This window comes from Candidatus Pantoea formicae (assembly GCF_011752625.1).
GTDB lineage: Bacteria > Pseudomonadota > Gammaproteobacteria > Enterobacterales > Enterobacteriaceae > Pantoea > Pantoea formicae.
This window is the reverse complement of the sequence record NZ_VWXD01000016.1, coordinates 1-23127: the sequence shown is the minus strand read 5'-3', so window position 1 is coordinate 23127 and position 23127 is coordinate 1. Positions and strand designations below refer to the sequence as shown.

Annotated in this window: 21 protein-coding genes and 2 rRNA genes; 18 read left to right on the top strand and 5 right to left on the bottom strand. The window is 53.0% G+C overall.

Annotation, left to right across the window (positions count from 1 at the left end):
- Positions 1-109: 109 nt before the first annotated feature.
- Positions 110-448 carry a DUF2002 family protein gene (locus F3J38_RS25235; protein WP_167143612.1) on the bottom strand — a complete coding sequence of 113 codons (339 nt, stop codon included), beginning with the start codon at positions 446-448 and terminating at the stop codon, positions 110-112.
- 149 nt (positions 449-597) lie between these two features.
- On the opposite strand from F3J38_RS25235, the gene F3J38_RS25230 reads away from it, so the two are divergent.
- The 12 genes from F3J38_RS25230 to emrB all read left to right on the top strand — a co-directional run bounded on the left by F3J38_RS25230 (position 598) and on the right by emrB (position 13925).
- A complete protein-coding gene (locus F3J38_RS25230; RefSeq protein WP_034825483.1) occupies positions 598-915 on the top strand; it encodes a DUF883 family protein in 318 nt (105 codons plus the stop codon).
- Between the two features lie 332 nt (positions 916-1247).
- The gene (locus F3J38_RS25225) at positions 1248-1490 is read left to right on the top strand and encodes a redoxin NrdH (RefSeq protein WP_038645282.1); all 243 of its coding nucleotides are present in this window, start codon (positions 1248-1250) and stop codon (positions 1488-1490) included.
- A 4-nt stretch (positions 1491-1494) separates the two neighbouring features.
- Positions 1495-1899 (top strand): class Ib ribonucleoside-diphosphate reductase assembly flavoprotein NrdI, encoded by a 405-nt coding sequence (gene nrdI, locus F3J38_RS25220; RefSeq protein ID WP_167143609.1) that lies wholly within the window; start codon positions 1495-1497, stop codon positions 1897-1899.
- Entirely contained in the window at positions 1878-4016 is a 2139-nt protein-coding gene (gene nrdE / locus F3J38_RS25215; protein WP_167143606.1) for a class 1b ribonucleoside-diphosphate reductase subunit alpha, read from the top strand. Before nrdI ends, nrdE begins: the two co-directional genes overlap by 22 nt.
- 8 nt (positions 4017-4024) lie before the next feature.
- Entirely contained in the window at positions 4025-4984 is a 960-nt protein-coding gene (gene nrdF, locus F3J38_RS25210; protein ID WP_167143578.1) for a class 1b ribonucleoside-diphosphate reductase subunit beta, read from the top strand.
- A 411-nt stretch (positions 4985-5395) separates the two neighbouring features.
- The gene (proV, locus tag F3J38_RS25205; protein ID WP_167143575.1) at positions 5396-6592 is read left to right on the top strand and encodes a glycine betaine/L-proline ABC transporter ATP-binding protein ProV; all 1197 of its coding nucleotides are present in this window, start codon (positions 5396-5398) and stop codon (positions 6590-6592) included.
- Positions 6589-7791, top strand: a complete 1203-nt coding sequence (proW, locus tag F3J38_RS25200; RefSeq protein ID WP_167143572.1) for a glycine betaine/L-proline ABC transporter permease ProW — start codon at positions 6589-6591, stop codon at positions 7789-7791. Before proV ends, proW begins: the two co-directional genes overlap by 4 nt.
- Positions 7792-7854: 63 nt before the next feature.
- Positions 7855-8850 (top strand): glycine betaine/L-proline ABC transporter substrate-binding protein ProX, encoded by a 996-nt coding sequence (gene proX / locus F3J38_RS25195; protein WP_167143569.1) that lies wholly within the window; start codon positions 7855-7857, stop codon positions 8848-8850.
- 165 nt (positions 8851-9015) lie between these two features.
- Positions 9016-10194: an MFS transporter gene (locus tag F3J38_RS25190; RefSeq protein WP_167143566.1), complete on the top strand. Its 1179-nt coding sequence runs from the start codon at positions 9016-9018 to the stop codon at positions 10192-10194.
- A gap of 325 nt (positions 10195-10519) precedes the next feature.
- Positions 10520-11050: a transcriptional repressor MprA gene (gene mprA, locus F3J38_RS25185; protein ID WP_034825472.1), complete on the top strand. Its 531-nt coding sequence runs from the start codon at positions 10520-10522 to the stop codon at positions 11048-11050.
- 149 nt (positions 11051-11199) lie between these two features.
- Positions 11200-12372: a multidrug efflux MFS transporter periplasmic adaptor subunit EmrA gene (gene emrA / locus F3J38_RS25180; RefSeq protein ID WP_167143563.1), complete on the top strand. Its 1173-nt coding sequence runs from the start codon at positions 11200-11202 to the stop codon at positions 12370-12372.
- Positions 12373-12389: 17 nt separating this feature from the next.
- Positions 12390-13925, top strand: a complete 1536-nt coding sequence (gene emrB / locus F3J38_RS25175; protein ID WP_058959188.1) for a multidrug efflux MFS transporter permease subunit EmrB — start codon at positions 12390-12392, stop codon at positions 13923-13925.
- Positions 13926-13965: 40 nt separating this feature from the next.
- Here the strand turns inward: emrB and F3J38_RS25170 are convergent, their stop codons facing one another.
- Entirely contained in the window at positions 13966-15084 is a 1119-nt protein-coding gene (locus F3J38_RS25170; protein ID WP_167143560.1) for a tRNA/rRNA methyltransferase, read from the bottom strand.
- Between the two features lie 156 nt (positions 15085-15240).
- On the opposite strand from F3J38_RS25170, the gene trxC reads away from it, so the two are divergent.
- The 5 genes from trxC to F3J38_RS25145 all read left to right on the top strand — a co-directional run bounded on the left by trxC (position 15241) and on the right by F3J38_RS25145 (position 20972).
- Entirely contained in the window at positions 15241-15660 is a 420-nt protein-coding gene (trxC, locus tag F3J38_RS25165; protein ID WP_038645267.1) for a thioredoxin TrxC, read from the top strand.
- 77 nt (positions 15661-15737) lie between these two features.
- Complete coding sequence (locus tag F3J38_RS25160) at positions 15738-16442, top strand: tRNA-uridine aminocarboxypropyltransferase (RefSeq protein ID WP_167143557.1); 705 nt, start codon at positions 15738-15740, stop codon at positions 16440-16442.
- A 76-nt stretch (positions 16443-16518) separates the two neighbouring features.
- Positions 16519-19170: a bifunctional acetate--CoA ligase family protein/GNAT family N-acetyltransferase gene (locus tag F3J38_RS25155; RefSeq protein WP_167143776.1), complete on the top strand. Its 2652-nt coding sequence runs from the start codon at positions 16519-16521 to the stop codon at positions 19168-19170.
- 122 nt (positions 19171-19292) lie between these two features.
- Complete coding sequence (pssA, locus tag F3J38_RS25150; RefSeq protein WP_167143554.1) at positions 19293-20648, top strand: CDP-diacylglycerol--serine O-phosphatidyltransferase; 1356 nt, start codon at positions 19293-19295, stop codon at positions 20646-20648.
- A gap of 3 nt (positions 20649-20651) precedes the next feature.
- Entirely contained in the window at positions 20652-20972 is a 321-nt protein-coding gene (locus F3J38_RS25145; protein ID WP_167143551.1) for a YfiM family lipoprotein, read from the top strand.
- Here F3J38_RS25145 and F3J38_RS25140 read toward each other — a convergent pair whose 3' ends face one another.
- The gene (locus tag F3J38_RS25140) at positions 20973-22277 is read right to left on the bottom strand and encodes an MFS family transporter (protein ID WP_167143548.1); all 1305 of its coding nucleotides are present in this window, start codon (positions 22275-22277) and stop codon (positions 20973-20975) included.
- 215 nt (positions 22278-22492) lie between these two features.
- Between F3J38_RS25140 and F3J38_RS25135 the strand changes: the two genes are divergently transcribed.
- On the top strand, positions 22493-22630 hold the full coding sequence (locus F3J38_RS25135) for a P-loop NTPase family protein (RefSeq protein WP_167143545.1): 138 nt from the start codon (positions 22493-22495) through the stop codon (positions 22628-22630).
- 106 nt (positions 22631-22736) lie between these two features.
- On the opposite strand, the gene rrf is transcribed toward F3J38_RS25135, so the two are convergent.
- Together rrf and F3J38_RS25125 are read right to left on the bottom strand one after the other, a co-directional pair.
- Positions 22737-22852: ribosomal RNA gene (gene rrf / locus F3J38_RS25130) — 5S ribosomal RNA — on the bottom strand.
- 193 nt (positions 22853-23045) lie between these two features.
- Positions 23046-23127, bottom strand: a 23S ribosomal RNA gene (locus F3J38_RS25125); the annotation flags it as partial.

The following is a 23127-nucleotide window of genomic DNA, read 5'->3' as shown; positions in this document are numbered from 1 at the left end:
AACATCTATATGGACACAGGGTTATACGCGCCAGCGTGCCAATTTGCAACGTGGCAAAGGATAGGGATTTATCAAAAAAGGTGCGGCCCCGCCATCACGGGGCACATTTTCAGGCGCCGAATACGCCTTGAAGGTAACGCTCCAGCGCAATTCGCGAGCTAAAACCGTGTGGGATACCGTAATGCTCTTGTGACTCCCCCATCAGATAAAGTGGAAACTGCGTGTAGTGATCGCAAGTTTTCATTTCTGAAGCGGGTTCAGCAAAGTGCTGACTTTTCTCTTTCAGCGTAGGGTGAATAATCAACGCCGTGCGGCCCATACGCGCTTCGCGATTGACATAGACATAGTTGTCACCACGACGATAACCGTAGGTTTTTGGCGTCAGGGCATCCATTTCAAACCCTGCTTTTTCCAGTACGCGCGCTACCTCATCCGGACGTAAATACATGCTTGCTCCTCTCTTCTCACAGCCCCGCAACCTTACAACAGGCGACTATGCAGGACATTCGGAATTTCCCTAAAGCCTGGCATACGCCTGCGTTTAGTCACGTTTCGTCTACACTCAGTATTACTTGTTAAATCAAAGGGAGCGAAAAAATGTTCAATCGCGTAAGCAAAAACGATGACATTGATATTAATCAGGATGTGAATGAGCTGGCAGATTCGCTCGAAGCATTACTTAAATCTTACGGCAGCGAAGCCAAAGATGAAGTGGATAGCGCACGCAGCAAAGCACAGTCGCTGCTAAAGCAAACCCGCGCAAAACTGAATAACGGTAACAGCCGTGTTTCTCAGGCAGCGCGTGACGCCAGCTATCAGGTCGATGCCTATGTGCATGATAAACCCTGGCATGGCGTGGGTGTCGGTGCAGCCGTGGGGCTGGTATTAGGTGCGCTGTTGATGTCACGCCGTTAACCGTCATTAGCGTTTAAAGAGAGCCTCGCGATTGCGGGGCTTTTTTGTGTCTGTAGTGAATGAATACGCACAAAATTTGACCTAAATTTCACGCCCTCCGCCTTTACAAAATTTTTTTTCGGCCGGTAAGGCGCATGATCTCTGGTGTTAGCGATTATCCGAAGATCAAAATACAAAATCCCTATATCTGGTGGGCTTGACCGCCACCAACACTACATCTAGTATTCAACCCATCAACTCGCTACCAGATGTCGTCAAGGACGAAGTTCGCAGCAAACAGGATTTTGCTTCGTATCTCGCAATCTGACCGCAATCAAAGGGAAATACGAATCATGCGCATTATTATTTACACTAAAAACAACTGTGTCCAGTGCAACGCGACAAAAAATGCTATGGACCGTAAAGGTATCGACTATCAGCTGATCAATCTCGATACCCAGCCTGAAGCCATCGACAATCTTAAATCCCTCGGCTATCGCCAGGTACCCGTTGTCATGACGCATGACGATCACTGGAGCGGCTTCCGCCCTGACAAAATTGCCAGCCTGCGCCAGCTCGCTGCTGTCGGGGGATAAGGCGATGTTCCCACTGGTCTACTTCTCTAGCCAGTCGGAAAACACGCACCGATTCATCACTCGTCTGGGCCTGCCTGCCCGCCGCATTCCGGTGGATGGCAAGCAGCGTCTCAATATCGACCAACCCTATATCCTGGTGGTGCCGAGCTACGGCGGCGGCGGTGCACGGGGTGCGGTGCCCAGACAAGTGATCCAATTCCTCAATGATGATGCCAACCGACGCGGGATTCGCGGGGTGATTGCTGCCGGTAACCGCAACTTCGGTGAAGGCTATTGCCTCGCGGGCGACATCATTGCGCAGAAATGTCAGGTTCCCTATCTCTACCGCTTTGAGCTGATGGGAACCCCCGACGATATCGCTAATGTAAAAGCGGGAGTAACCCAATTTTGGCAACGACAGACACCCTGAACAGCACGCAGCTGGATTATCACGCACTCAACGCGATGCTGAACTTGTATGACGCCGATGGCCGCATTCAGTTCGACAAAGATCATGAGGCCACGCGTCAGTTCTTCTTGCAGCACGTTGAGCCGAATACCGTGCAGTTCGCCTCGACGGGCGAGCGCCTGCGTTATCTGGTGGCAGAAGGTTATTACGAAGCCGAAGTGCTGAATCAATATGACTTTTCATTTCTCTGCCAACTGCATGATGAAGCCGATGCCTGGGGTTTCCATTTCCACACCTTCTTGGGTGCCTGGAAGTTTTACACCAGCTATACGCTGAAAACCTTCGACGGTAAGCGTTATCTCGAAACCTTCGAGCAGCGCGCCTGTATGGTGGCACTGACGCTGGCGCGCGGTAACGAACAACTGTCACGTGAGTTGCTGGCAGAAATGCTAAGTGGTCGCTTCCAGCCTGCGACGCCAACTTTCCTCAACTGCGGTAAACAACAACGCGGTGAGCTGGTGTCCTGTTTCCTGTTGCGCATCGAAGACAACATGGAGTCGATTGGTCGTGCGGTGAACTCCGCGTTGCAGCTGTCTAAACGCGGCGGTGGCGTGGCGTTCCTGCTCTCTAACCTGCGTGAATCCGGTGCGCCGATTAAGCGCATCGAAAACCAGTCGTCTGGCGTGATTCCGGTGATGAAAATGCTGGAAGATGCTTTCTCGTATGCTAACCAACTGGGTGCCCGTCAGGGTGCTGGCGCAGTGTGGTTGAATGCGCATCATCCCGATATCCTGCGCTTCCTCGACACCAAGCGCGAAAACGCTGACGAGAAGATTCGTATCAAGACGCTGTCACTGGGTGTCGTTATCCCCGATATCACGTTCCAGCTCGCCAAAGACAATCGCGATATGGCGCTGTTCTCACCCTATGATGTTGAACGCATTTACGGTAAAGCCTTTGGCGACATCAGCATCAGCGAGCTATACGAGGAAATGCTGGCGGACGATCGCATCCGCAAGACTTACATTAAACCGCGTGATTTCTTCCAGACGCTCGCAGAGATTCAGTTTGAATCGGGCTATCCGTACATCATGTACGAAGACAGCGTGAACCGCAGCAATCCGATTGCCGGCCGCATCAATATGAGCAACCTGTGTTCGGAGATTCTTCAAGTCAACAGCGCCAGCGAGTTCCATGACGATCTCAGCTATCGTCGCGTCGGCAAAGATATCTCCTGTAACCTCGGCTCGCTGAACATCGCGCATGCGATGGATTCCCGCAATCTGGCGCAGACCGTTGAAACCGCCGTGCGCGCATTGACGGCGGTTTCTGAGATGAGCGAAATCAATTCGGTGCCGTCGGTCGCGGAAGGCAATCGTCGTTCACATGCAGTGGGCCTGGGTCAGATGAACCTGCATGGCTACCTGGCGCGTGAAGGCATGGCTTATGGCTCGGAAGAGGCACTGGATTTCACCAATCTCTACTTCTACTGCGTCACCTATCACGCGGTGCGCACCTCGAACCTGCTGGCTCAAGAGCGTAAACAGAGTTTTGATGGCTTTGAACAATCGCAGTACGCCAACGGTCACTACTTCGATAAGTATGTGGATCGCGCCTGGCTGCCGCGCACCGCGCGTGTGGCACAGATTTTTGCCGATGCAGGCATTGCGTTACCGACGCAGGCAGACTGGCAGGCATTGCGCGAATCGGTGATGCAACACGGCTTATTTAACCAGAACTTACAGGCGGTGCCGCCAACCGGTTCGATCTCGTATATCAATCATGCCACATCGAGTATTCATCCGATCGTGTCGCGCATTGAGATCCGTAAAGAGGGTAAAACCGGCCGCGTTTACTATCCGGCGCCGTTTATGACCAACGAGAATCTCGATCTCTATCAGGATGCGTACCAGATTGGTCCGGAAGCGATTATTGATACCTACGCCGAAGCCACGCAGCACGTCGATCAGGGCTTGTCTTTGACGCTGTTCTTCCGTGATGACGTCACTACGCGTGACATCAACAAAGCGCAAATTTATGCGTGGAAGAAAGGCATCAAAACGCTCTATTACATTCGTCTGCGCCAGATGGCGCTGCAAGGCACCGAAGTCCAGGGCTGCGTCTCCTGCTCATTGTGATGAAAACTATGCAACTTAAACAAATTCAAGCGATTAACTGGAACCGAATCCAGGACGAAAAAGACCTCGAAGTGTGGAACCGTCTGACCAGCAACTTCTGGCTGCCGGAAAAAGTGCCATTGTCCAACGACCTGCCAGCCTGGCAGTCGCTGGACCACCAGCAACAGCAGCTGACCATCCGCGTGTTTACCGGTTTGACGCTGCTCGACACTATCCAAAACGTGATCGGCGCGCCAGGTCTGATGGAAGATGCCATTACGCCACATGAAGAAGCGGTGCTGTCGAACATCAGCTTCATGGAAGCGGTGCATGCGCGTTCTTATAGCTCGATTTTCTCTACCCTGTGCAACACCGCCGATGTCGATGCGGCGTACCGCTGGAGTGAAGAAAACGAGGCGTTGCAGAACAAGGCGAAGATTGTGCTGGAGCACTATCGTGCCGAAGACCCGCTGAAGAAGAAAATCGCCAGTGTGTTCCTGGAATCGTTCCTGTTCTACTCCGGTTTCTGGCTACCGATGTACTGGTCAAGCCGTGGCAAATTAACTAACACCGCCGATTTGATTCGTTTAATCATCCGCGATGAAGCGGTGCACGGTTATTACATCGGCTACAAGTACCAGAAGGCACTGGAAAACGTTGATGATGCGCGCCGTGAGGAGTTGCAGCAATTCGCCATCGAGCTGCTGTTGGCGCTGTACGAAAACGAAGTGGTGTACACCGAGGCGCTGTATGGCGATGTAGGTTGGGCAGAAGAAGTGAAAACCTTCCTGCACTACAACGCCAACAAGGCATTGATGAATCTCGGTTATGAAGCGCTGTTCCCGGCGGAGTTGACGACGGTGAACCCAGCGATTCTCTCAGCCTTGTCGCCAAATGCTGATGAAAACCACGATTTCTTCTCCGGTTCCGGCTCCTCCTATGTGATGGGGAAAGCGGTGGAAACCGAAGATGAGGACTGGAATTTCTAACCGGTAAATCAATGCGGGAGCGCGTTCTGACTCGCTCCCGTGATACCTTGATATTCCCCCGCGTCACTGCTCAATATTTCCCGATTACTTCACCTTTTTGACTTCATTATTTTGTCATTTTAGCGCCAGCCATTTGTCCAATATTCCTCCCACTTAAGCGCAATTTATTACCGTTTCACCGAGCATTTACTCTGAAACCGCATTAATTTCACAAAAAATTCAGAAAAAATTGATTCGCCCTCATCCCTTGTGAGCACTGGAATTATCGCCAATCCGCGCCACGTCTGCCCAGCCAATATTCCCATTTAGGGTTGTCAGATATTCTCACTATGCTAGGTTATAGAGCGCTTAAATTTAATCGAGACCACAACAAGAAATAGTTAAACATTTAACCGGGAACTTAATTACTGCATGGCAATTAAACTCGAAGTAAAGAATTTATATAAGGTATTTGGGGATCACCCCGAAAAGGCATTTAAGCTGATTGAGAAAGGCGAAAGCAAAGAGAGTATTCTGGCAAAAACCGGTCTCTCACTCGGCGTCAAAAATGCCAGTCTGGCCATTGAAGAAGGCGAGATCTTCGTCATCATGGGGCTCTCCGGATCGGGGAAATCTACCATGGTTCGCCTTCTCAATCGTCTGATCGAGCCCACTCGTGGCCAGGTGATCATTGACGGTGTCGACATTGCGAAAATATCGGATGCTGAGCTGCGTGAAGTACGCAGAAATAAGATCAGCATGGTATTCCAGTCCTTCGCATTAATGCCACACATGACGGTGCTGAATAATACGGCCTTCGGCATGGAATTAGCCGGCGTGCCGTTACAGGAACGTCAGGAAAAAGCGCTGGATGCGCTGCGTCAGGTCGGCCTGGATAATTACGCGCATTCCTACCCGGACGAACTTTCTGGCGGGATGCGTCAACGTGTCGGATTAGCCCGCGCACTGGCAATCAATCCTGATATTTTGCTGATGGACGAAGCCTTCTCGGCACTGGATCCCTTAATTCGTACCGAAATGCAGGATGAATTGGTAAAACTGCAGGCAAAACATCAGCGTACCATCGTGTTTATTTCCCATGACCTCGACGAAGCCATGCGCATTGGCGACCGTATTGCCATTATGCAAGGTGGTGAAGTGGTGCAGGTCGGCACGCCGGACGAAATTCTCAATAATCCGGCCAACGATTATGTCCGCACCTTCTTCCGTGGCGTCGACATTAGCCATGTGTTCAGTGCCAAAGATATTGCCCGCCGCAGTGCTGGCGCGTTGATCCGTAAAGCCGCAGGCTTTGGCCCGCGCTCGGCCATCAAATTGCTGCAGGATGAAGATCGCGAATTCGGCTATGTGCTGGAAAAACAGAAGTTTGTCGGCGTGGTGTCGACTGACTCCCTTAAGGCGGCGTTAGCTGCCGGAGAAGGGCTGGATAACGCTTTACTTGAGATGCCGCTCGCGGTTCCCGCGGATACCTCGCTAAATGATTTGCTCTCCCACGTTGCCCAGGCGCCCTGCGCGGTGCCGGTGGTCGGTGAAGACAATCAGTACGTCGGTATCATTTCCAAAAGCATGCTATTGCGCGCTTTAGATCGTGAAGGAGCCCAGTCATGAGTGAACAAACCAGTAATCCGTGGGATAGCGCCAGCCAGACCACACAGCAACCTGCCACGGCTGATAACAGCGCGGCGGCCAGCAGCAGCGATCCCTGGGGCGGTAGTGCTGCACCCGCAGACAGCAGTACCAGTTCGAACGCCGGTTCTGCTGACGCCTGGGGCAATGCCTCAAGCACAGGTTCAGATGCCGCCTCCAATGCAGGGCATGATGCGGCCTCCTCGGCTGCCAGTAACAGTGACTGGCTGAGCAGTGCGCCAGCACCGAAGCCGGAACATTTCAATATCATGGACCCGTTCCACAACACGGTGATCCCACTGGATCATTGGGTGACCGAAGGCATCGATTGGGTCGTGAACCACTTCCGTCCGGTGTTCCAGGGCATCCGCGTACCGGTGGATTATATTCTCAGCGCCTTCCAGCAACTGCTGATGGGCATGCCCGCGCCAGTGGCGATTGTACTGTTCGCGCTGATTGCCTGGCAGATCGCTACACCTGCGATGGGTATCGCCACCCTGATTTCACTGGTGCTGATCGGCATGATTGGTGCCTGGTCTCAGGCGATGGTGACGCTGGCGCTGGTGCTGACCGCCCTGCTGTTCTGCATCATCATTGGATTGCCGCTCGGTATCTGGCTAGCACGCAGTGAGCGTGCCGCGCGTATTGTGCGCCCATTGCTGGATGCGATGCAAACCACCCCAGCCTTCGTGTATCTGGTGCCGATTGTGATGTTGTTTGGCATCGGTAATGTGCCTGGCGTGGTAGTGACCATTATCTTTGCACTGCCGCCGATTGTGCGCCTGACCATTCTCGGTATTAAACAGGTGCCTGCGGATCTCATTGAAGCGAGTGAGTCCTTTGGTGCCAGCCCGCGTCAGATGCTGTTCAAAGTGCAGTTGCCGCTGGCGATGCCAACCATTATGGCTGGGGTAAACCAAACGCTGATGCTGGCGCTGTCGATGGTCGTCATTGCCTCAATGATCGCTGTTGGTGGCCTTGGTCAGATGGTACTGCGCGGTATTGGCCGTCTGGATATGGGCCTCGCCAGTGTCGGCGGTGTCGGTATTGTTATCCTTGCCATCATTCTCGATCGCCTGACGCAATCGGTCGGTCGTGACAGCCGTAGCCGCGGCAGTCGCCACTGGTACAACACCGGGCCAATTGGCCTGCTGCTGCGCCCCTTCAGCAAAAAAGCCTGATTTCTTTGGACGGCCCGCCGTGGCCGTCCGTCTCCGACGCAACACGTAAAATAAGGAATGACTATGCGCAAGACAGCTCTATTCGCCGCCGTCCTGACGACGTTTGCCGCGACGCACGTGTCCGCCGCCGACCTGCCCGGTAAAGGCATTACGGTTAAACCCGCTCAGAGCACCATTTCCGAAGAGACTTTCCAGACGCTGCTGGTCAGCCGCGCGCTGGAAAAACTCGGCTATACCGTCGATAAGCCAAGTGAAGTGGATTACAACGTGGCTTACACCACCATCGCGGCCGGTGATGCCACTTTTATGGCCACCAACTGGAAACCGCTGCACGATGATATGTATGCCGCCGCAGGTGGCGACCAGAAGTTCTACCGTGAGGGCACCTACGTAACCGGCGCGGCGCAAGGTTACTTGATTGACAAGAAAACCGCTGAGCAGTACCACATCACCAATATTGAACAGCTGAAAGATCCGAAGATCGCCAAGCTATTTGATACCAACGGGGATGGCAAAGCCGACCTCACCGGCTGTACGCCAGGCTGGGGCTGTGAAGCGGTGATTAATCATCAGATTGAAGCCTATAAGCTGAGTAATACCGTTGAGCATAATCAGGGGAACTACTCCGCCATGATCGCCGACACCATCACCCGCTTTAAGCAGGGGAAACCTATCCTCTATTATACCTGGACACCGTATTGGGTCAGCGACGTGCTCAAGCCGGGTAAAGATGTGGTGTGGCTGCAGGTGCCGTTCTCATCCATGCCGGGCGCGCAGAGCAAAGTGGATACCAAACTGCCTAACGGCATGAACTATGGCTTCCCGGTCAACACCATGCATATCGTGGCTAACAAAGCCTGGGCTGAGAAAAACCCGGCGGCGGCAAAACTGTTTGCGGAGATGAAACTGCCACTGGCTGATATCAACGCGGAAAACGCAGCGATGCACGCAGGCCATGCCTCCGATGCCGACATTAACAGCCACGTTGACGGTTGGATTAAAGGCCACCAGGCCGAGTTTGATAAATGGGTGAAAGACGCACAGGCGGCGGCGAAGTAATCCGAAAATAGGGCTGGGCCGCGCTGGCTTGCGCCCCAGTCCTACACGTCATTTCTCACGATGTGCGCTATAACGCACTGGTACGTCCTGTTAATTAACACATCATTGAAATAATTTTTTGGGTTACTATTACCCGCATATGATTATTGCCCCGTTGTACCCACTATGAAATCTCCCCAGCAGGGACTCAATTCTGCGTTAGTTGCCTTGATGTCCGTGGCAACGGGCTTAGCTGTGGCGAGTAACTACTACGTCCAGCCTCTTCTCGACACCATCGCTCATCAGTTCAATCTCTCCGTTAGCCTGGCGGGTTTTATCGTCACTACCGCCCAGCTTGGATACGCCTTTGGCTTACTGCTGCTGGTGCCGCTTGGCGACATGCTGGAACGGCGCGCCTTGATTGTCTCAATGAGCCTGCTGGCTGCTGGCGGCATGATGATCACCGCTCTCTCCTCTTCCCTGGCGATGATGTTGCTGGGTACGGTGCTTACCGGTTTGTTCTCCGTCGTCGCACAGCTGTTGGTGCCGCTGGCCGCCACACTCGCCGCACCGGAAAAACGCGGCAAAGTCGTGGGGACGGTGATGAGTGGCTTGCTGCTCGGGATTCTGCTAGCCCGTACGGTAGCCGGCGCACTGGCACAGTTTGCTGGCTGGCGCAGCGTTTACTGGACCGCCAGCGTGCTGATGATTTTGATGGCCTTGGCGCTATGGCGTTTTCTACCACGCTATAAACAGGCAGTAACGCTCAATTATTCGCAGCTGCTGCGCTCAATCTTCAGCCTCTATGCCAGCCATCGCGTCTTACGCACCCGCGCCCTGACCGGCTGCCTGAGCTTTGCAAATTTCAGCATGTTGTGGACATCGATGGCCTTTCTGTTGGCATCAGCCCCCTATAACTTCAACGAGGGTGAAATTGGCCTGCTGGGGTTGGTTGGTGCGGCTGGCGCACTTGCGGCGCGACAAGCTGGCGGCCTGGCTGATAAAGGTAAAGCCAAACTTACCACCAGCGTAGGCTTAATCATCATGCTCGGGTCTTGGGGGATGACTGCGCTCGGCGCGCACAATTTAGTGGCGCTGATTATGGGGATCCTGCTGCTCGATCTGGCAGTACAAGGCGTGCACATTACTAATCAAAGCGTCATTTATCGCAACATGCCAGAAGCACGTAATCGCCTCACCTCCGGCTATATGACCAGTTACTTTATTGGCGGTGCGTTGGGCTCAATCATTTCGGCGAACGCATTTCATCATTTCGGCTGGTACGGTGTTTGTACGGCTGGCGCTACAGTAACATTAATTAACATATTGATTTGGTGGCGTAATTCCCACTTAGAAAGTGTTTAGAAAGCGTAAAGACGAGCCCAAGCGATTGAGTGAGACTGTTCATTGATGATTGGGTTTGTTATGGTTAGCAGCACAGTTATTCACCACGGTTATTTTTTCTCGCGAAATTATTTATCTATAAAAAGATTTCGCGAGGCGAATTGATGGCAATGTGACCATTAAGAATGGCGAATTGTCGGGACGATGCGCCCAGGGTTACGGAACGACCTGGAACGCCAGATGCTGACAATGTGATCGTACGAACAATCACTGGCGTAAAATATGACTACGCTTAATCTGTCACCATCTTTACTATACCAGTTGCAACTAAGAGGTTTTTTTTAAAATGGAAAGTTCGTTTACTCCCATTGAACAGATGCTGAACATCCGTGCTAACCGCCATAAAGATTTTCCGTTGCAGGAAATCATCCTGACTCGCCTGTGCATGCATATGCAGGGCAAACTGCTGGATAACCGCAACAAGATGTTGAAGGCGCAGGGAATTAACGAGACCTTATTCATGGCGCTGATCACTCTGGACGCGCAAGAAAACCAGAGTATTCAGCCATCAGAACTGAGTTCTGCGCTGGGTTCCTCACGCACCAATGCCACACGCATTGCCGATGAGCTGGAAAAACGTGGCTGGATTGAGCGTCGTGAGAGTGATAACGACCGTCGCTGCCTGCATCTGCATCTGACAGAAAAAGGTAACGAATTCTTACGTCAACTGCTGCCACCACAGCATCAGAGCCTGCAGTATCTGTGGTCTTCACTCTCCACCTCTGAGCAGGACCAGTTGGAAGCGATTACGCGCAAGCTGCTTAACCGTCTTGATAAAATGGATGAAGATCAGGTTATCGCTTCCCTGTCGCGCTAATAGCAAGAAGTGCGACACAATCACCTTCCGAAATCGCTATTTTAATCCCCTTTTATCCGGCCAGCGTCTAAAGCGCTGGCTTTTTCGACTCGGGCATCCGTGACGATGGACCGACACATCCCGACCAAATGGAAAACGTGGAGAACAACATGAGTGCGACCGCGGAGGCTCAAAGCCCGCAACAGCCAGCTAATAAAAAGAACAAGCGCAAAGGTGTGCTGATCCTGCTGGCGATCGTGTTTGTATTGATTGGTGTGGCGTATCTGGCCTACTGGTATTTGGTGTTGCGCCACTTTCAGGAAACCGATGATGCGTATGTTGCTGGCAACCAAGTGCAGGTGATGGCACAGGTTTCCGGTAGCGTAAACAAAGTCTGGTTTGATGATACCGACTTTGTGAAGAAAGGTGATGTCCTGGTTTCGCTGGATAAAACCGATGCGGAGCAGGCGTTTGAAAAAGCGCAGACCGCGCTGGCAACCAGCGTGCGTCAGACGCACCAGCTGATGATTAACGGTAAGCAGTATCAAGCCACCATTAAGCTGCAACAGACAGCGCTGGATCAGGCTGAAGCCGATTTGAAACGTCGTGAGCCGCTGGGTGCTTCAAACCTGATTGGTCGTGAAGAGCTGCAGCACTCACGGGATGCCGTTGCTACCGCTAAAGCGCAACTGGATGTCGCAGTACAACAGTACAACGCTAACCAGGCGATGATCCTGAATACCAACCTTGAACAGCAACCGGCCGTCAAACAAAGCGCTGCCGAACTGCGTGATGCATGGCTGGCACTGCAACGTACTGAAATTCGTAGCCCGATTGATGGTTATATTTCACGTCGCAGCGTACAGGTTGGTTCGCAGATCTCCACCAGCACCCCACTGCTGGCGGTGGTACCTGCCACTAACTTGTGGATCGATGCCAACTTCAAAGAGACCCAACTCTCTGGTGTGCGTATCGGCCAGCCAGCCACGGTCATCAGTGATATCTACGGTGATGACGTGGAGTATCACGGTAAGGTGGTGGGCTTGGATATGGGCACCGGAAGCGCCTTCTCCCTGTTGCCTGCGCAGAATGCCACCGGTAACTGGATCAAAGTGGTGCAGCGTTTGCCTGTGCGCATCGAGCTAGATGCAAAACAAGTGGCAGACCATCCGCTGCGTATTGGCCTCTCCACCTTGGTGAAAGTTGATACCCAAAATAAAGACGGTGCCACACTGGCAAGCAGCGTGCGCCCACAAGCGGCATATGAAAGTAACGCATTGGCAATCGACCTTGCGCCGGTTAACAAGCTAATTACTGACATCGTTCGTGCCAACGCCGATTAATTCCGCGGGAGGCTGTCATGGCACAAAAACCGCTTGAGGGTGCGCCGTTAGTCCTGATGACCATCGCCTTATCATTGGCGACGTTTATGCAGGTACTCGACTCCACCATCGCTAACGTGGCGATTCCGACCATCGCCGGGAACCTTGGTGCCTCGAACTCACAGGGCACTTGGGTGATTACTTCATTCGGGGTGGCAAACGCCATCTCGATACCGATTACCGGTTGGTTAGCCAAACGTATCGGTGAAGTGAAGCTGTTTACCTGGTCGACCATTCTGTTCGTGCTGGCCTCATGGGCGTGCGGCATGTCAGAAAGCCTGGAGATGCTGATCTTCTTCCGTATCATTCAGGGTGTGGTTGCCGGTCCATTGATTCCGCTGTCACAGAGTTTGCTGCTGAATAACTATCCGCCGGCAAAGCGCAGCGTGGCACTCTCGCTGTGGGCGATGACGGTGATTGTTGCGCCGATCTGCGGTCCGATTCTCGGCGGCTGGATCAGTGATAACTATCACTGGGGTTGGATCTTCTTTATCAACGTTCCCATTGGTGTGGTCGTCGTCGCGTTGACTCTGCAAACGTTGCGAGGACGCGAAACCAAAACCGAGATCCGCCCGATTGATATCGTCGGCCTGGTGCTGTTGGTGGTGGGGATTGGTTCGCTGCAGGTGATGCTCGACCGGGGTAAAGAACTCGACTGGTTTGGCTCCACGGAAATCATTGTACTCACGGTAGTCGCCGTGGTGGCGCTGGCGGTGCTGTTGGTGTGGGAACTAACGGACGACCATCCGATTGTCGATTTGTCGCTGTTTAAAAAGCGCAACTTCACTATCGGCTGTTTGTCGATCAGTCTGGCTTACATGCTTTACTTCGGCTCGATCGTGTTGCTGCCCCAGTTGCTGCAGGAGGTATACGGCTACACTGCCACCTGGGCAGGTTTGGCGTCAGCGCCGGTCGGCATCATTCCGGTGATCCTGTCGCCCATCATTGGCCGCTTTGCCCACAAACTGGACATGCGGCGGCTCGTGACCTTCAGCTTTATTATGTATGCGGTGTGCTTCTACTGGCGCGCGTATACGTTTGAGCCGGGGATGGATTTTGGTGCGTCGGCATGGCCGCAGTTTATTCAGGGCTTTGCCGTGGCCTGCTTCTTTATGCCACTGACCACCATTACGCTGTCAGGGTTGCCGCCAGAGCGTATGGCAGCAGCATCGAGCCTGTCGAACTTTGTGCGTACGCTGGCCGGTTCAATCGGTACGTCGATCACCACCACCATGTGGACGGATCGCGAATCGATGCACCACAGCTATCTGTCTGAATCGGTGAATCCATTTAACCCGAATTCTCAGCAGATGTATGACCAACTGCAAAGCATGGGCATGACGCAGCAGCAAGCTTCAGCCTATATTGCACAGCAAATTACCAATCAAGGCCTGATTATCTCAGCGAATGAGATCTTCTGGGCATCAGCGGGGGTATTTTTGATTTTGCTGGTTCTGGTGTGGTTTGCACGTCCGCCATTTGGTGCGGGCGGTGGCGGCGGTGGCGCGCACTAAAGAGTAGAAACAAAAACGGGCCTTTCGGCCCGTTTTCATTTTATGCGTTCTGACGCCACCACTCGGCGAGCAGGATACCGGTCGCAACCGATACGTTAAGACTCTCGACGTTGCCAGTACCGCCAATCGACAGGCTGATATCACCCTGCTGGAAGGCGCTGTCGGACAAACCTTCACGCTCTTGACCAAGCACCAATACCATTTTGGCTGGCAGCTCAGCTTTCGCCAGCGGCGTGCCTTCATGGCTTGAAGTCGTCACGATGGTGTAACCCGCTTTACGGAAGGCTTCCAGACCGCTGGCAAAACTTTCACCGCTGATCGCCTGCACATGTTCTGCGCCACCTTCGGCAGTACGTACTGCCGCACCCGATTCCAGCAGTGAAGCATCGTTAACCAACAAGCCTTTCACACCGAAGTGCGCGCAGCTACGCATGATGCCACCGAGATTGTGCGGGTTACTGACATCTTCCAAAGCCAGCACGCAATCCTTGGTATCAGCTTTTTTCAGCCACTCAGAGACTTCCATGCCCATACGCTTCTTGATGATGAAGCACACGCCGCCGTGGTGTTCGGTGCCTGAAGCCTTAGTCAGCTCGGCATCATCCACCACGTGGTAGGCTTTACGGTTGGCCGCTAACCAGCGCAGCGTTTCGCGGAAGCGTGGCGTTACGCTCTGGATAAACCAAGCACGCACGATGCTCTCTGGGCGGCTGGCAAACAGCGCCTGGCAGGCATTTTCACCATAAACGCGCGTCTCTTCCTGACGCTGACGGCGAATCTGCTCGGGGTCGATGACCGGCTTGTTGCTCGCTGCCTCATCAATCTGGCTATCGTCCGCTACCGGTGGGCGTGAAACGGTGCGCCACGGTGAATCACCGAAGCTGCGGTTGTCATCGCCACGATCGTCACGACGGCCAAAGCTGCGACCGCGCTCGCTGTTGCGTGCATCACGCGCTGGCGTTCCGCGACCACCTGCACTGCTGCGACCACCTTCTTCATTATTACGTGCAGTACGAGGACCAGAACGACGATTATCTTCCTGGCGCGCAGCAGGACGGCCGCCTTTGCCGGTACGGGGATTCGGCTTCTGACCGCCATCCTCATCACGTACATACATCACTTTTACCTTGCCGCTTTTGCCTTTAAATTCGTCGTTCATTTGTTCCTCCTGCATTGAGAGCGCGAAGATTACCTGATGTGCTGGAGCTTAGCTATCAACTATTGAACCTATTGGGCAATCCAGATTGAGCATAGCACTCAACCTTTTCATAATGTTCGGCAATCATAACATTTACAGGTCCGGTTTGAGGTGACGATGAATACTGTATGTGCCTCCTGTCAGGCAACTAATCGCGTTCCCGAGGAACGCATTGCCGATGGCGCCAAGTGTGGTCGCTGTGGCGACGAGCTTTTCAATGGTGAAGTCGTGAATGCCACCGCAGCCACGCTGGATAAATATTTACAGGACGATCTGCCCGTGGTGATCGACTTCTGGGCGCCATGGTGCGGCCCATGCGTGAACTTCGCGCCTGTTTTTAAGGATGTCGCTGACGAACGCCGCGGTAAAGTGCGCTTTGTGAAAGTGAACACGGAAGCCGAACCGGCACTCAGCTCACGCTTCCGTATCCGCAGTATTCCGACCATTATGGTGTTCAAAAAGGGTGAGATGGTCGACATGTTAAACGGGGCAATGCCCAAAGCGCCGTTTAATGAGTGGCTCGACGAATCACTTTAAGCACCTCAGGCCAGCCCCTGTGCTGGCCTTGCCGTTAGCCTTCTATTAAACTGGCGTTTTTTCCTGCCTGCGATTCTATGTCTGAAAATGCCGTTCTGCGCTTACGTGCGCAACGTTTAGCACGCGCTACACGCCCATTTCTTGCCCGTGGCAATCGCGTGTTGCGCTGCCAGCGTTGCCTGCTGCCACAAAAAAATTGCCTGTGTGCCACGCTGCAACCGCAGCAAGCACGGAGCCGTTTTTGCTTGGTGATGTTCGATACCGAGCCGATGAAACCGAGCAATACCGGACGCCTGATTGCCGATATCCTGCCTGATACGCTGGCGTTTGGCTGGTCGCGTACCGAACCTGATGACGCGATGCTCGCAGCCGTGCAAACCGCTAATTATCAGCCGATGGTGGTGTTCCCAGCCTCATACGCTGACGCAGGCCGAGAAGTGCTGACCACCCCGCCCACCAGCGGTAAACCGCCGCTGTTTATTATGCTGGATGGCACCTGGACTGAAGCGCGCAAGATGTTCCGCAAAAGCCCCTGGCTGGATGCGTTCCCGGTGATGTCACTCAACGTATCCACACCGTCGCGCTACACGCTGCGGGAAGCGCACGGCGAGGGGCAGCACTGTACCGCTGAAGTGGCCGCCGCGTTGCTGGAGCAGGCTGGCGATGTTGAGGCAGCAAGCGCGTTACAGCAGCATTTTGAGCATTTCCGTCACGCTTATCTGGCAGGTAAACCGCATCATCCTGTGCATTATCAGGAAGCGCTTTTGCCTGGCGAAATCTAAATCCTGCGATCGACGAGTCGGCAAGCATACTAAAAAGCGTTTACAATCATGCCAATCTTGATGTCGGGAGTGGATGATGAGTCAACGCGGACTGGAAGCACTGTTACGGCCTAAATCAATCGCGGTGATTGGCGCGTCGGTAAAACCGGGGCGCGCCGGCTACTTTATGATGCGTAACCTGCTGGCGGGGGGATTCAGCGGCCCAGTGCTCCCGGTCACACCGAAGTACAAAGCCGTGAGCGGCGTACTGGCTTGGCCGAACATCGACAGCCTGCCCTTTCCACCTGACCTCGCCATCATCTGTACTCACGCAAAACGCAATTTAGAGCTGCTGCAACAGTTGGGTGAAAAAGGCTGTAAAGCCTGCATCATTCTCTCCGCGCCCGCCAGTCAGTTGGAAGAGCTAAAAGCCTGTGCCAGTCAGTGGCAAATTCGCCTGCTTGGCCCGAATAGTCTTGGGTTGTTAGCGCCGTGGCAGGGGCTGAACGCCAGCTTCTCGCCGGTGCCGATCGCCAAAGGGCGTATCGCCTTTATTTCCCAGTCAGCTGCGGTATCCAACACCATTCTTGATTGGGCTCAGCAGCGTAACCTTGGCTTTTCCTGGTTTATCGCTTTGGGCGACAGTCTGGATATTGATGTTGATGATTTGCTGGATTTCCTGGCACGTGACGGTAAGACCAGCGCTATTCTGCTCTATCTTGAGCATCTCAGTGATGCGCGCCGCTTTGTTTCGGCCTCTCGTAGCGCCTCACGCAATAAACCGATTCTGGTGATCAAAAGCGGTCGTAGTCACCAGGCACAGGCGATGATTGGCACCCACAGCGGGCTGGATGCCGCATGGGATGCCGCGATTCAGCGTGCCGGTTTGCTGCGCGTACAGGATACGCATGAACTGTTCTCAGCAGTGGAATCGCTTAGCCATATGCGTCCATTGCGAGGGGATAGATTGATGATCATCAGCAACGGCGCAGCTCCCGCAGCCTTAGCACTGGATGAGCTGTACGCGCGTAATGGCAAACTGGCTACGCTGAGTGATGAGACCTTACAAGCCTTGGCCACATTGTTGCCGGAAGGCGTTGGGCGCGGTAATCCGCTGGATCTCAAGGACGATGCCACACCCGCGCGCTATGTTGCCTGCATAGAACAACTGCTGGATAGCCATGAACTCGATGCATTAATGATTATCCATGCCCCTAGCGCCGTGTCTCCCGCCAGTGAAACGGCGGAACAAATTATCGCGGCCGTGGCTAAACATCCGCGCGGCAAGCAGGTGACACTGCTCACCAACTGGTGTGGCGAATACTCTTCACAAGCCGCTCGTCGTGCTTTCACTCAGGCCGGCATCCCCACCTGGCGCACACCGGAAGGCACCGTAACTGCATTTATGCATCAGGTTGAGTATCGCCGTAACCAAAAACAACTGCGTGAAACACCCGCCTTACCGATCGGCCTGACGCAAAACAGCGCGCAGGCGCACCAACTGATTCAACAAGCGCTGGATCAGGGGATTAACACCCTGGATACCCATGAAGTACAGCCGGTGCTGCAAGCCTATGGATTAGCAACGCTGCCGACGTGGATTGCGGGTGACAGCCGTGAGGCCGCCAGTATCGCCGATCAGATTGGCTATCCCGTAGCGCTCAAGCTGCGTTCACCTGATATCCCACACAAGTCTGAAGTTCAGGGGGTAATGCTTTATCTGCGCAGCGCTGTGGAAGTTGAGCAGGCCGCTGAGGCGATTTTTGATCGTGTGCGCAATACACATCCACAAGCGCGTATAGATGGCTTGCTGGTGCAAAGCATGGCAAACCGTGCCGGCGCACAAGAATTACGTGTGGTGGTGGAACAAGATCCGTTGTTTGGTCCGATTATCATGCTGGGTGAAGGCGGAGTGGAGTGGCAACCGGATAAGCAGGCTGCAGTGGCATTACCCCCGTTGAATATGACGCTAGCACGTTACCTGGTGATTCAGGCGATGAAGAGCGGCAAAGTGCGCAATCGTAGTGCGTTGCGTCCACTGGATATTGCGGGCCTGAGCCAGCTTCTGGTGCAGGTTTCTAACCTGGTGGTGGACTGCCCGGAGATTCAGCGGCTGGATATTCATCCGTTGCTGGCCTCAGCAAATGAATTCACGTTACTGGATGTCACACTGCAACTGGCACCATTTACCGGTGATAACGAAGCACGCCTGGCGATTCGCCCTTATCCGCACCATCTTGAAGAGCAGGTGCAGTTGAAAGATGGACAATATTGCCTGTTCCGTCCAATCCTGCCCGAAGATGAACCGCAGTTGCGCGCATTTATCGCTCAGGTGACGAAGGAAGACCTCTATTATCGTTATTTCAGTGAGATCAATGAGTTCACGCATGAAGATCTCGCCAACATGACCCAAATCGACTATGACCGAGAGATGGCCATTGTTGCTGTGCGGCAGCACAACGGGAATGATGAAATTATTGGTGTGACGCGAGCTATCTCTGACGCCGACAACATTGATGCTGAGTTCTCTGTATTAGTGCGATCCGACCTGAAAGGTCTGGGCATGGGCAGACGATTGCTGGAAAAGATGATTCGCTACACGCGCGATCATGGCCTGCAACAATTGAACGGTATCACCATGCCACACAACACCGGCATGATTACGCTGGCACGAAAACTGAATTTTCGTGTGAATATTCAATTGGATGATGGCATTGTCAGCCTGAATTTACCGCTCGGCGAGGCGTGATGATATCCTGTACAGAAAGGTAAAAATCCTCCTTATCAGGCTGGTTGATGTTATTATTTACCGTTAGGATCATGATTTGATGGCAAAAGGCCATGCAATGAACAGAGAAGAAGTGCACTGTGATGTTGTCTAAATTTAAACGTAATAAACACCAACAACACCTCGCACAGCTGCCTAAACTGTCACAATCCGTGTCGGATGTGACCACGCTTTACTCGCCTGCCGAGTTCCGTGAGACCCTGCTGACGAAAATCGCTGCGGCCGAAAAACGCATTTGCATCGCGGCACTCTATCTTGAGAATGACGACGGTGGGCGAGGCATTATGCAGGCGCTTTACGCTGCGCGTCAGGCACGGCCAGAGCTGGATATCAGCATTCTGGTTGATTGGCATCGCGCGCAGCGTGGCAGGATTGGTGCCGCACGTGGGCTGACCAATGCCGACTGGTATTGCGAAATGGCAGCACAGCATCCCGATATCGCTATTCCAGTGTATGGCATTCCCGTCAACACGCGTGAAGCACTCGGCGTGCTGCATCTGAAGGGCTTCATCATTGATGATACGCTGCTGTATAGCGGTGCCAGCCTCAACGATGTTTATTTACATCAACATGATAGATACCGCTATGACCGCTATCAGCTAATCCGCAACCCGCAGTTAGCCGATACCATGTATGCGTGGATTTGCGAGAATCTTAAGCAGTCCGATGCAGTCAATCGTCTTGATCAGACTGAGCGTCCTTCAAGCCCCGAGATCAAGAATGAAACCCGCCAGTTCCGTCAGGATTTGCGCAGTTTCAATTATCAGTTCACCGGTAATACGGGCAATGAATCGCTCGCCGTGACCCCTCTGGTGGGGCTTGGCAAACGCAGCCTGTTGAATAAAACCATCTTCCATTTAATGCCATGCGCCGAGCGCAAACTCACGCTCTGTACGCCCTACTTTAACCTGCCAGCGATCTTGGTGCGCAACCTGATCCATCTGCTGCGTCAGGGTAAAGAAGTCGAGATCATTGTCGGAGATAAAACGGCTAATGACTTTTACATCCCGCCTGAGCAGCCGTTTAAGATCATCGGCGCCCTGCCCTATTTGTATGAGATCAATCTGCGACGTTTTCTGAGCCGTTTGCAGTACTACGTCAATAACGGTCAGCTGACGGTGCGTTTGTGGAAAGACGGCGAAAACAGTTATCACCTGAAAGGTATTTGGGTGGATGACGAGTGGATGATGATTACTGGCAATAACCTTAATCCGCGCGCCTGGCGACTGGATTTGGAAAATGCGGTGCTGATCCACGATCCTAAGAATGAGCTGGCAGAACAGCGCGAGAAAGAGCTGGCGCTGATTCGTGAACATACCACGACGGTTGAGCACTTCCGCGAATTAGAGAGTATTTCTGATTATCCGGCGAAAGTACGTAAGTTAATCCGTCGTCTACGCCGTATCCGTATTGACCGTCTTATCAGTCGTTTACTCTAGCCGATGCGTGCGCTCATCCTCTGCATAGTTTTACTTTGTAGTGGATGTGCGCATGTGGCGCAAGATCACTGGACCGGTAAAGACAAAGCCGAACACTTCTTCTCTTCTGCCGTACTGGCTGCTGCCGGCAGTGAAATCTCCCAACATCAGCATCAAAGCCGTGGGCAAAACTTACGTTTTGGCTTTTTGTTCTCGCTGAGTTTTGGCGTAGGAAAAGAGTTATATGACAGCCGCTCCTCAGGGAGCGGCTGGAGCTGGAAGGATCTCAGTTATGATGTAGCTGGAGCGGCCACTGGCGTTGCATTGTGGAATTTAAGCCAATAATCACAGTGCAATGCCCTTCCCTTTGCGATGGAGCATCAGGGAAATCAGGAAGGCCAAAGCCCCCATCGCCGACACATACCAGAAGAAACTGGTTTCAATTCCCTCTTTCTTCAGCAGTAAAGCAACATACTCTGCTGAGCCACCAAAAATCGCATTAGCCACCGCATAAGATAAGCCGACGCCTAGCGCACGCACTTCCGGAGGGAACATTTCCGCTTTCAGAATGCCGCTGATAGCGGTGTAGAAGCTGGTGATAATTAGCGCCAGCATAATCAGCGCAAATGCAGCCCAACTGCTCTGCACATTTTGCAGCATCATCAGGATCGGTACGGTACAGATCGCAGCTCCCGCACCAAAGATCATCATCGAGGATCGACGACCAATCTTGTCTGAAAGCGCCCCGACGATCGGCTGAATCAACATAAACACGAATAATGCAGCTGTCATTAATCCACTGGCGCTGCGCGCATCCATCCCCGCCGTGTTGACCAAGTACTTTTGCATATAGGTGGTAAAAGTGTAGAAGCTCAGTGAACCACCGGCAGTAAAGCCCAATACCATCAGGAATGCGCGTGAGTGATTGCGCAGCAAACCCATAACGCTGCCCGCATCTTTATGTTCCCGGTTCTTTTTCTCGGAGGTTTCGTTCAGTGAGCGACGCAGCCACAGTGCAACGACGGCCAGCACGGCACCAAGGAAGAAGGGGATACGCCAGCCCCAGCTGCGCAACTCTTCGTCGCTGAGGATCTGTTGCAGCACCACTACGGTGAGTACGGCTAACAGCTGGCCGCCAATCAGTGTTACATACTGGAATGAAGCATAAAAACCTTTACGGCCTTCTAAAGCGACTTCACTCATGTAAGTGGCGCTGGTGCCATACTCTCCGCCCACTGACAGCCCCTGAAACATACGCGCCAGCAGCAGGATCACTGGTGCCGCCACGCCGATTTCGCCGTATCCTGGCAAACAGGCGATCACCAAGGATCCTAAACACATCATGCAAACAGAAATCAGCATTGAGTTCTTACGTCCATGGCGATCGGCGATGTAGCCAAACAGCCATCCACCAATTGGGCGCATCAAAAATCCAGCCGCGAATACGCCTGCGGTTTGCAGTAACTGCGTGGTGGTATCACCTGCTGGGAAGAATACATGCGCGAAATAGAGTGAGAAAAAGGAGTAAACGTAAAAATCGAACCATTCGACCAAGTTGCCTGATGATGCGCCAACAATCGCCCAGATGCGTTGTTTGCTGTTTATCGTTGATTCAGATGGTGCCACTTTTTGTTGTAGTGAGTCGGTCATGTCTTACCTCATTTCCTTGCGATAAATTAATGCCAAAGGATTCAGTAAAGCATGTGTTAAGCCGTTTCGGGAATTGGATGACGTTGGAGGTGCTAATTTGTGATTAGAAAGGGATTTTGGGGTGAAATTAGAGTAATTATTCAGCACCGGTTGAAGGATTTAAAGATGAGCCTGTACCCAAAATCGCGCTGTGGCGGCGGGGTATCAAAGGTGAAGTGGCTGATTTACTGGATGAATACGTTATTGCGCTGGTCAGCGATGAGAAATTAACGGTCGACCGCCCTCTTCTCGATATTAATCAACCGGTTATCGTGACTGATTTTATCGAAAACTGGCTGAAAACGGGCCGGTAAGCGGGGAGGTTGTTGCGGGGCTGGCTGAATTTCAGGCGTAAAAGGCCCTGGCTGCAGACGTAAAAAAGCCCTGAACTTCCGTTCAGGGCTTCTTCACTTGTTTGATGCCTGGCAGTTCCCTACTCTCGCATGGGGAGGCCCCACACTACCATCGGCGCTACGGCGTTTCACTTCTGAGTTCGGCATGGGGTCAGGTGGGACCACCGCGCTAAAGCCGCCAGGCGTATTCTGTTTTCGTCCGCGTATTTTGCACTCTGACTGCGTTGCTGCATTCGCGCTGCTCAGTCACATACTCATGTATGCTCCTTCACATCGTCTCATTTGCCGCCTTGTCACAGCACAAAATCCACTGGACTTAATCCGGTGAACAAAGCTGAAAATCTGTCGCGTCTCTCAAAAACGCCTCTGGCGTTGTAAGGTTAAGCCTCACGGGTCATTAGTACCGGTTAGCTCAATGCATCGCTGCACTTACACATCCGGCCTATCAACGTCGTCGT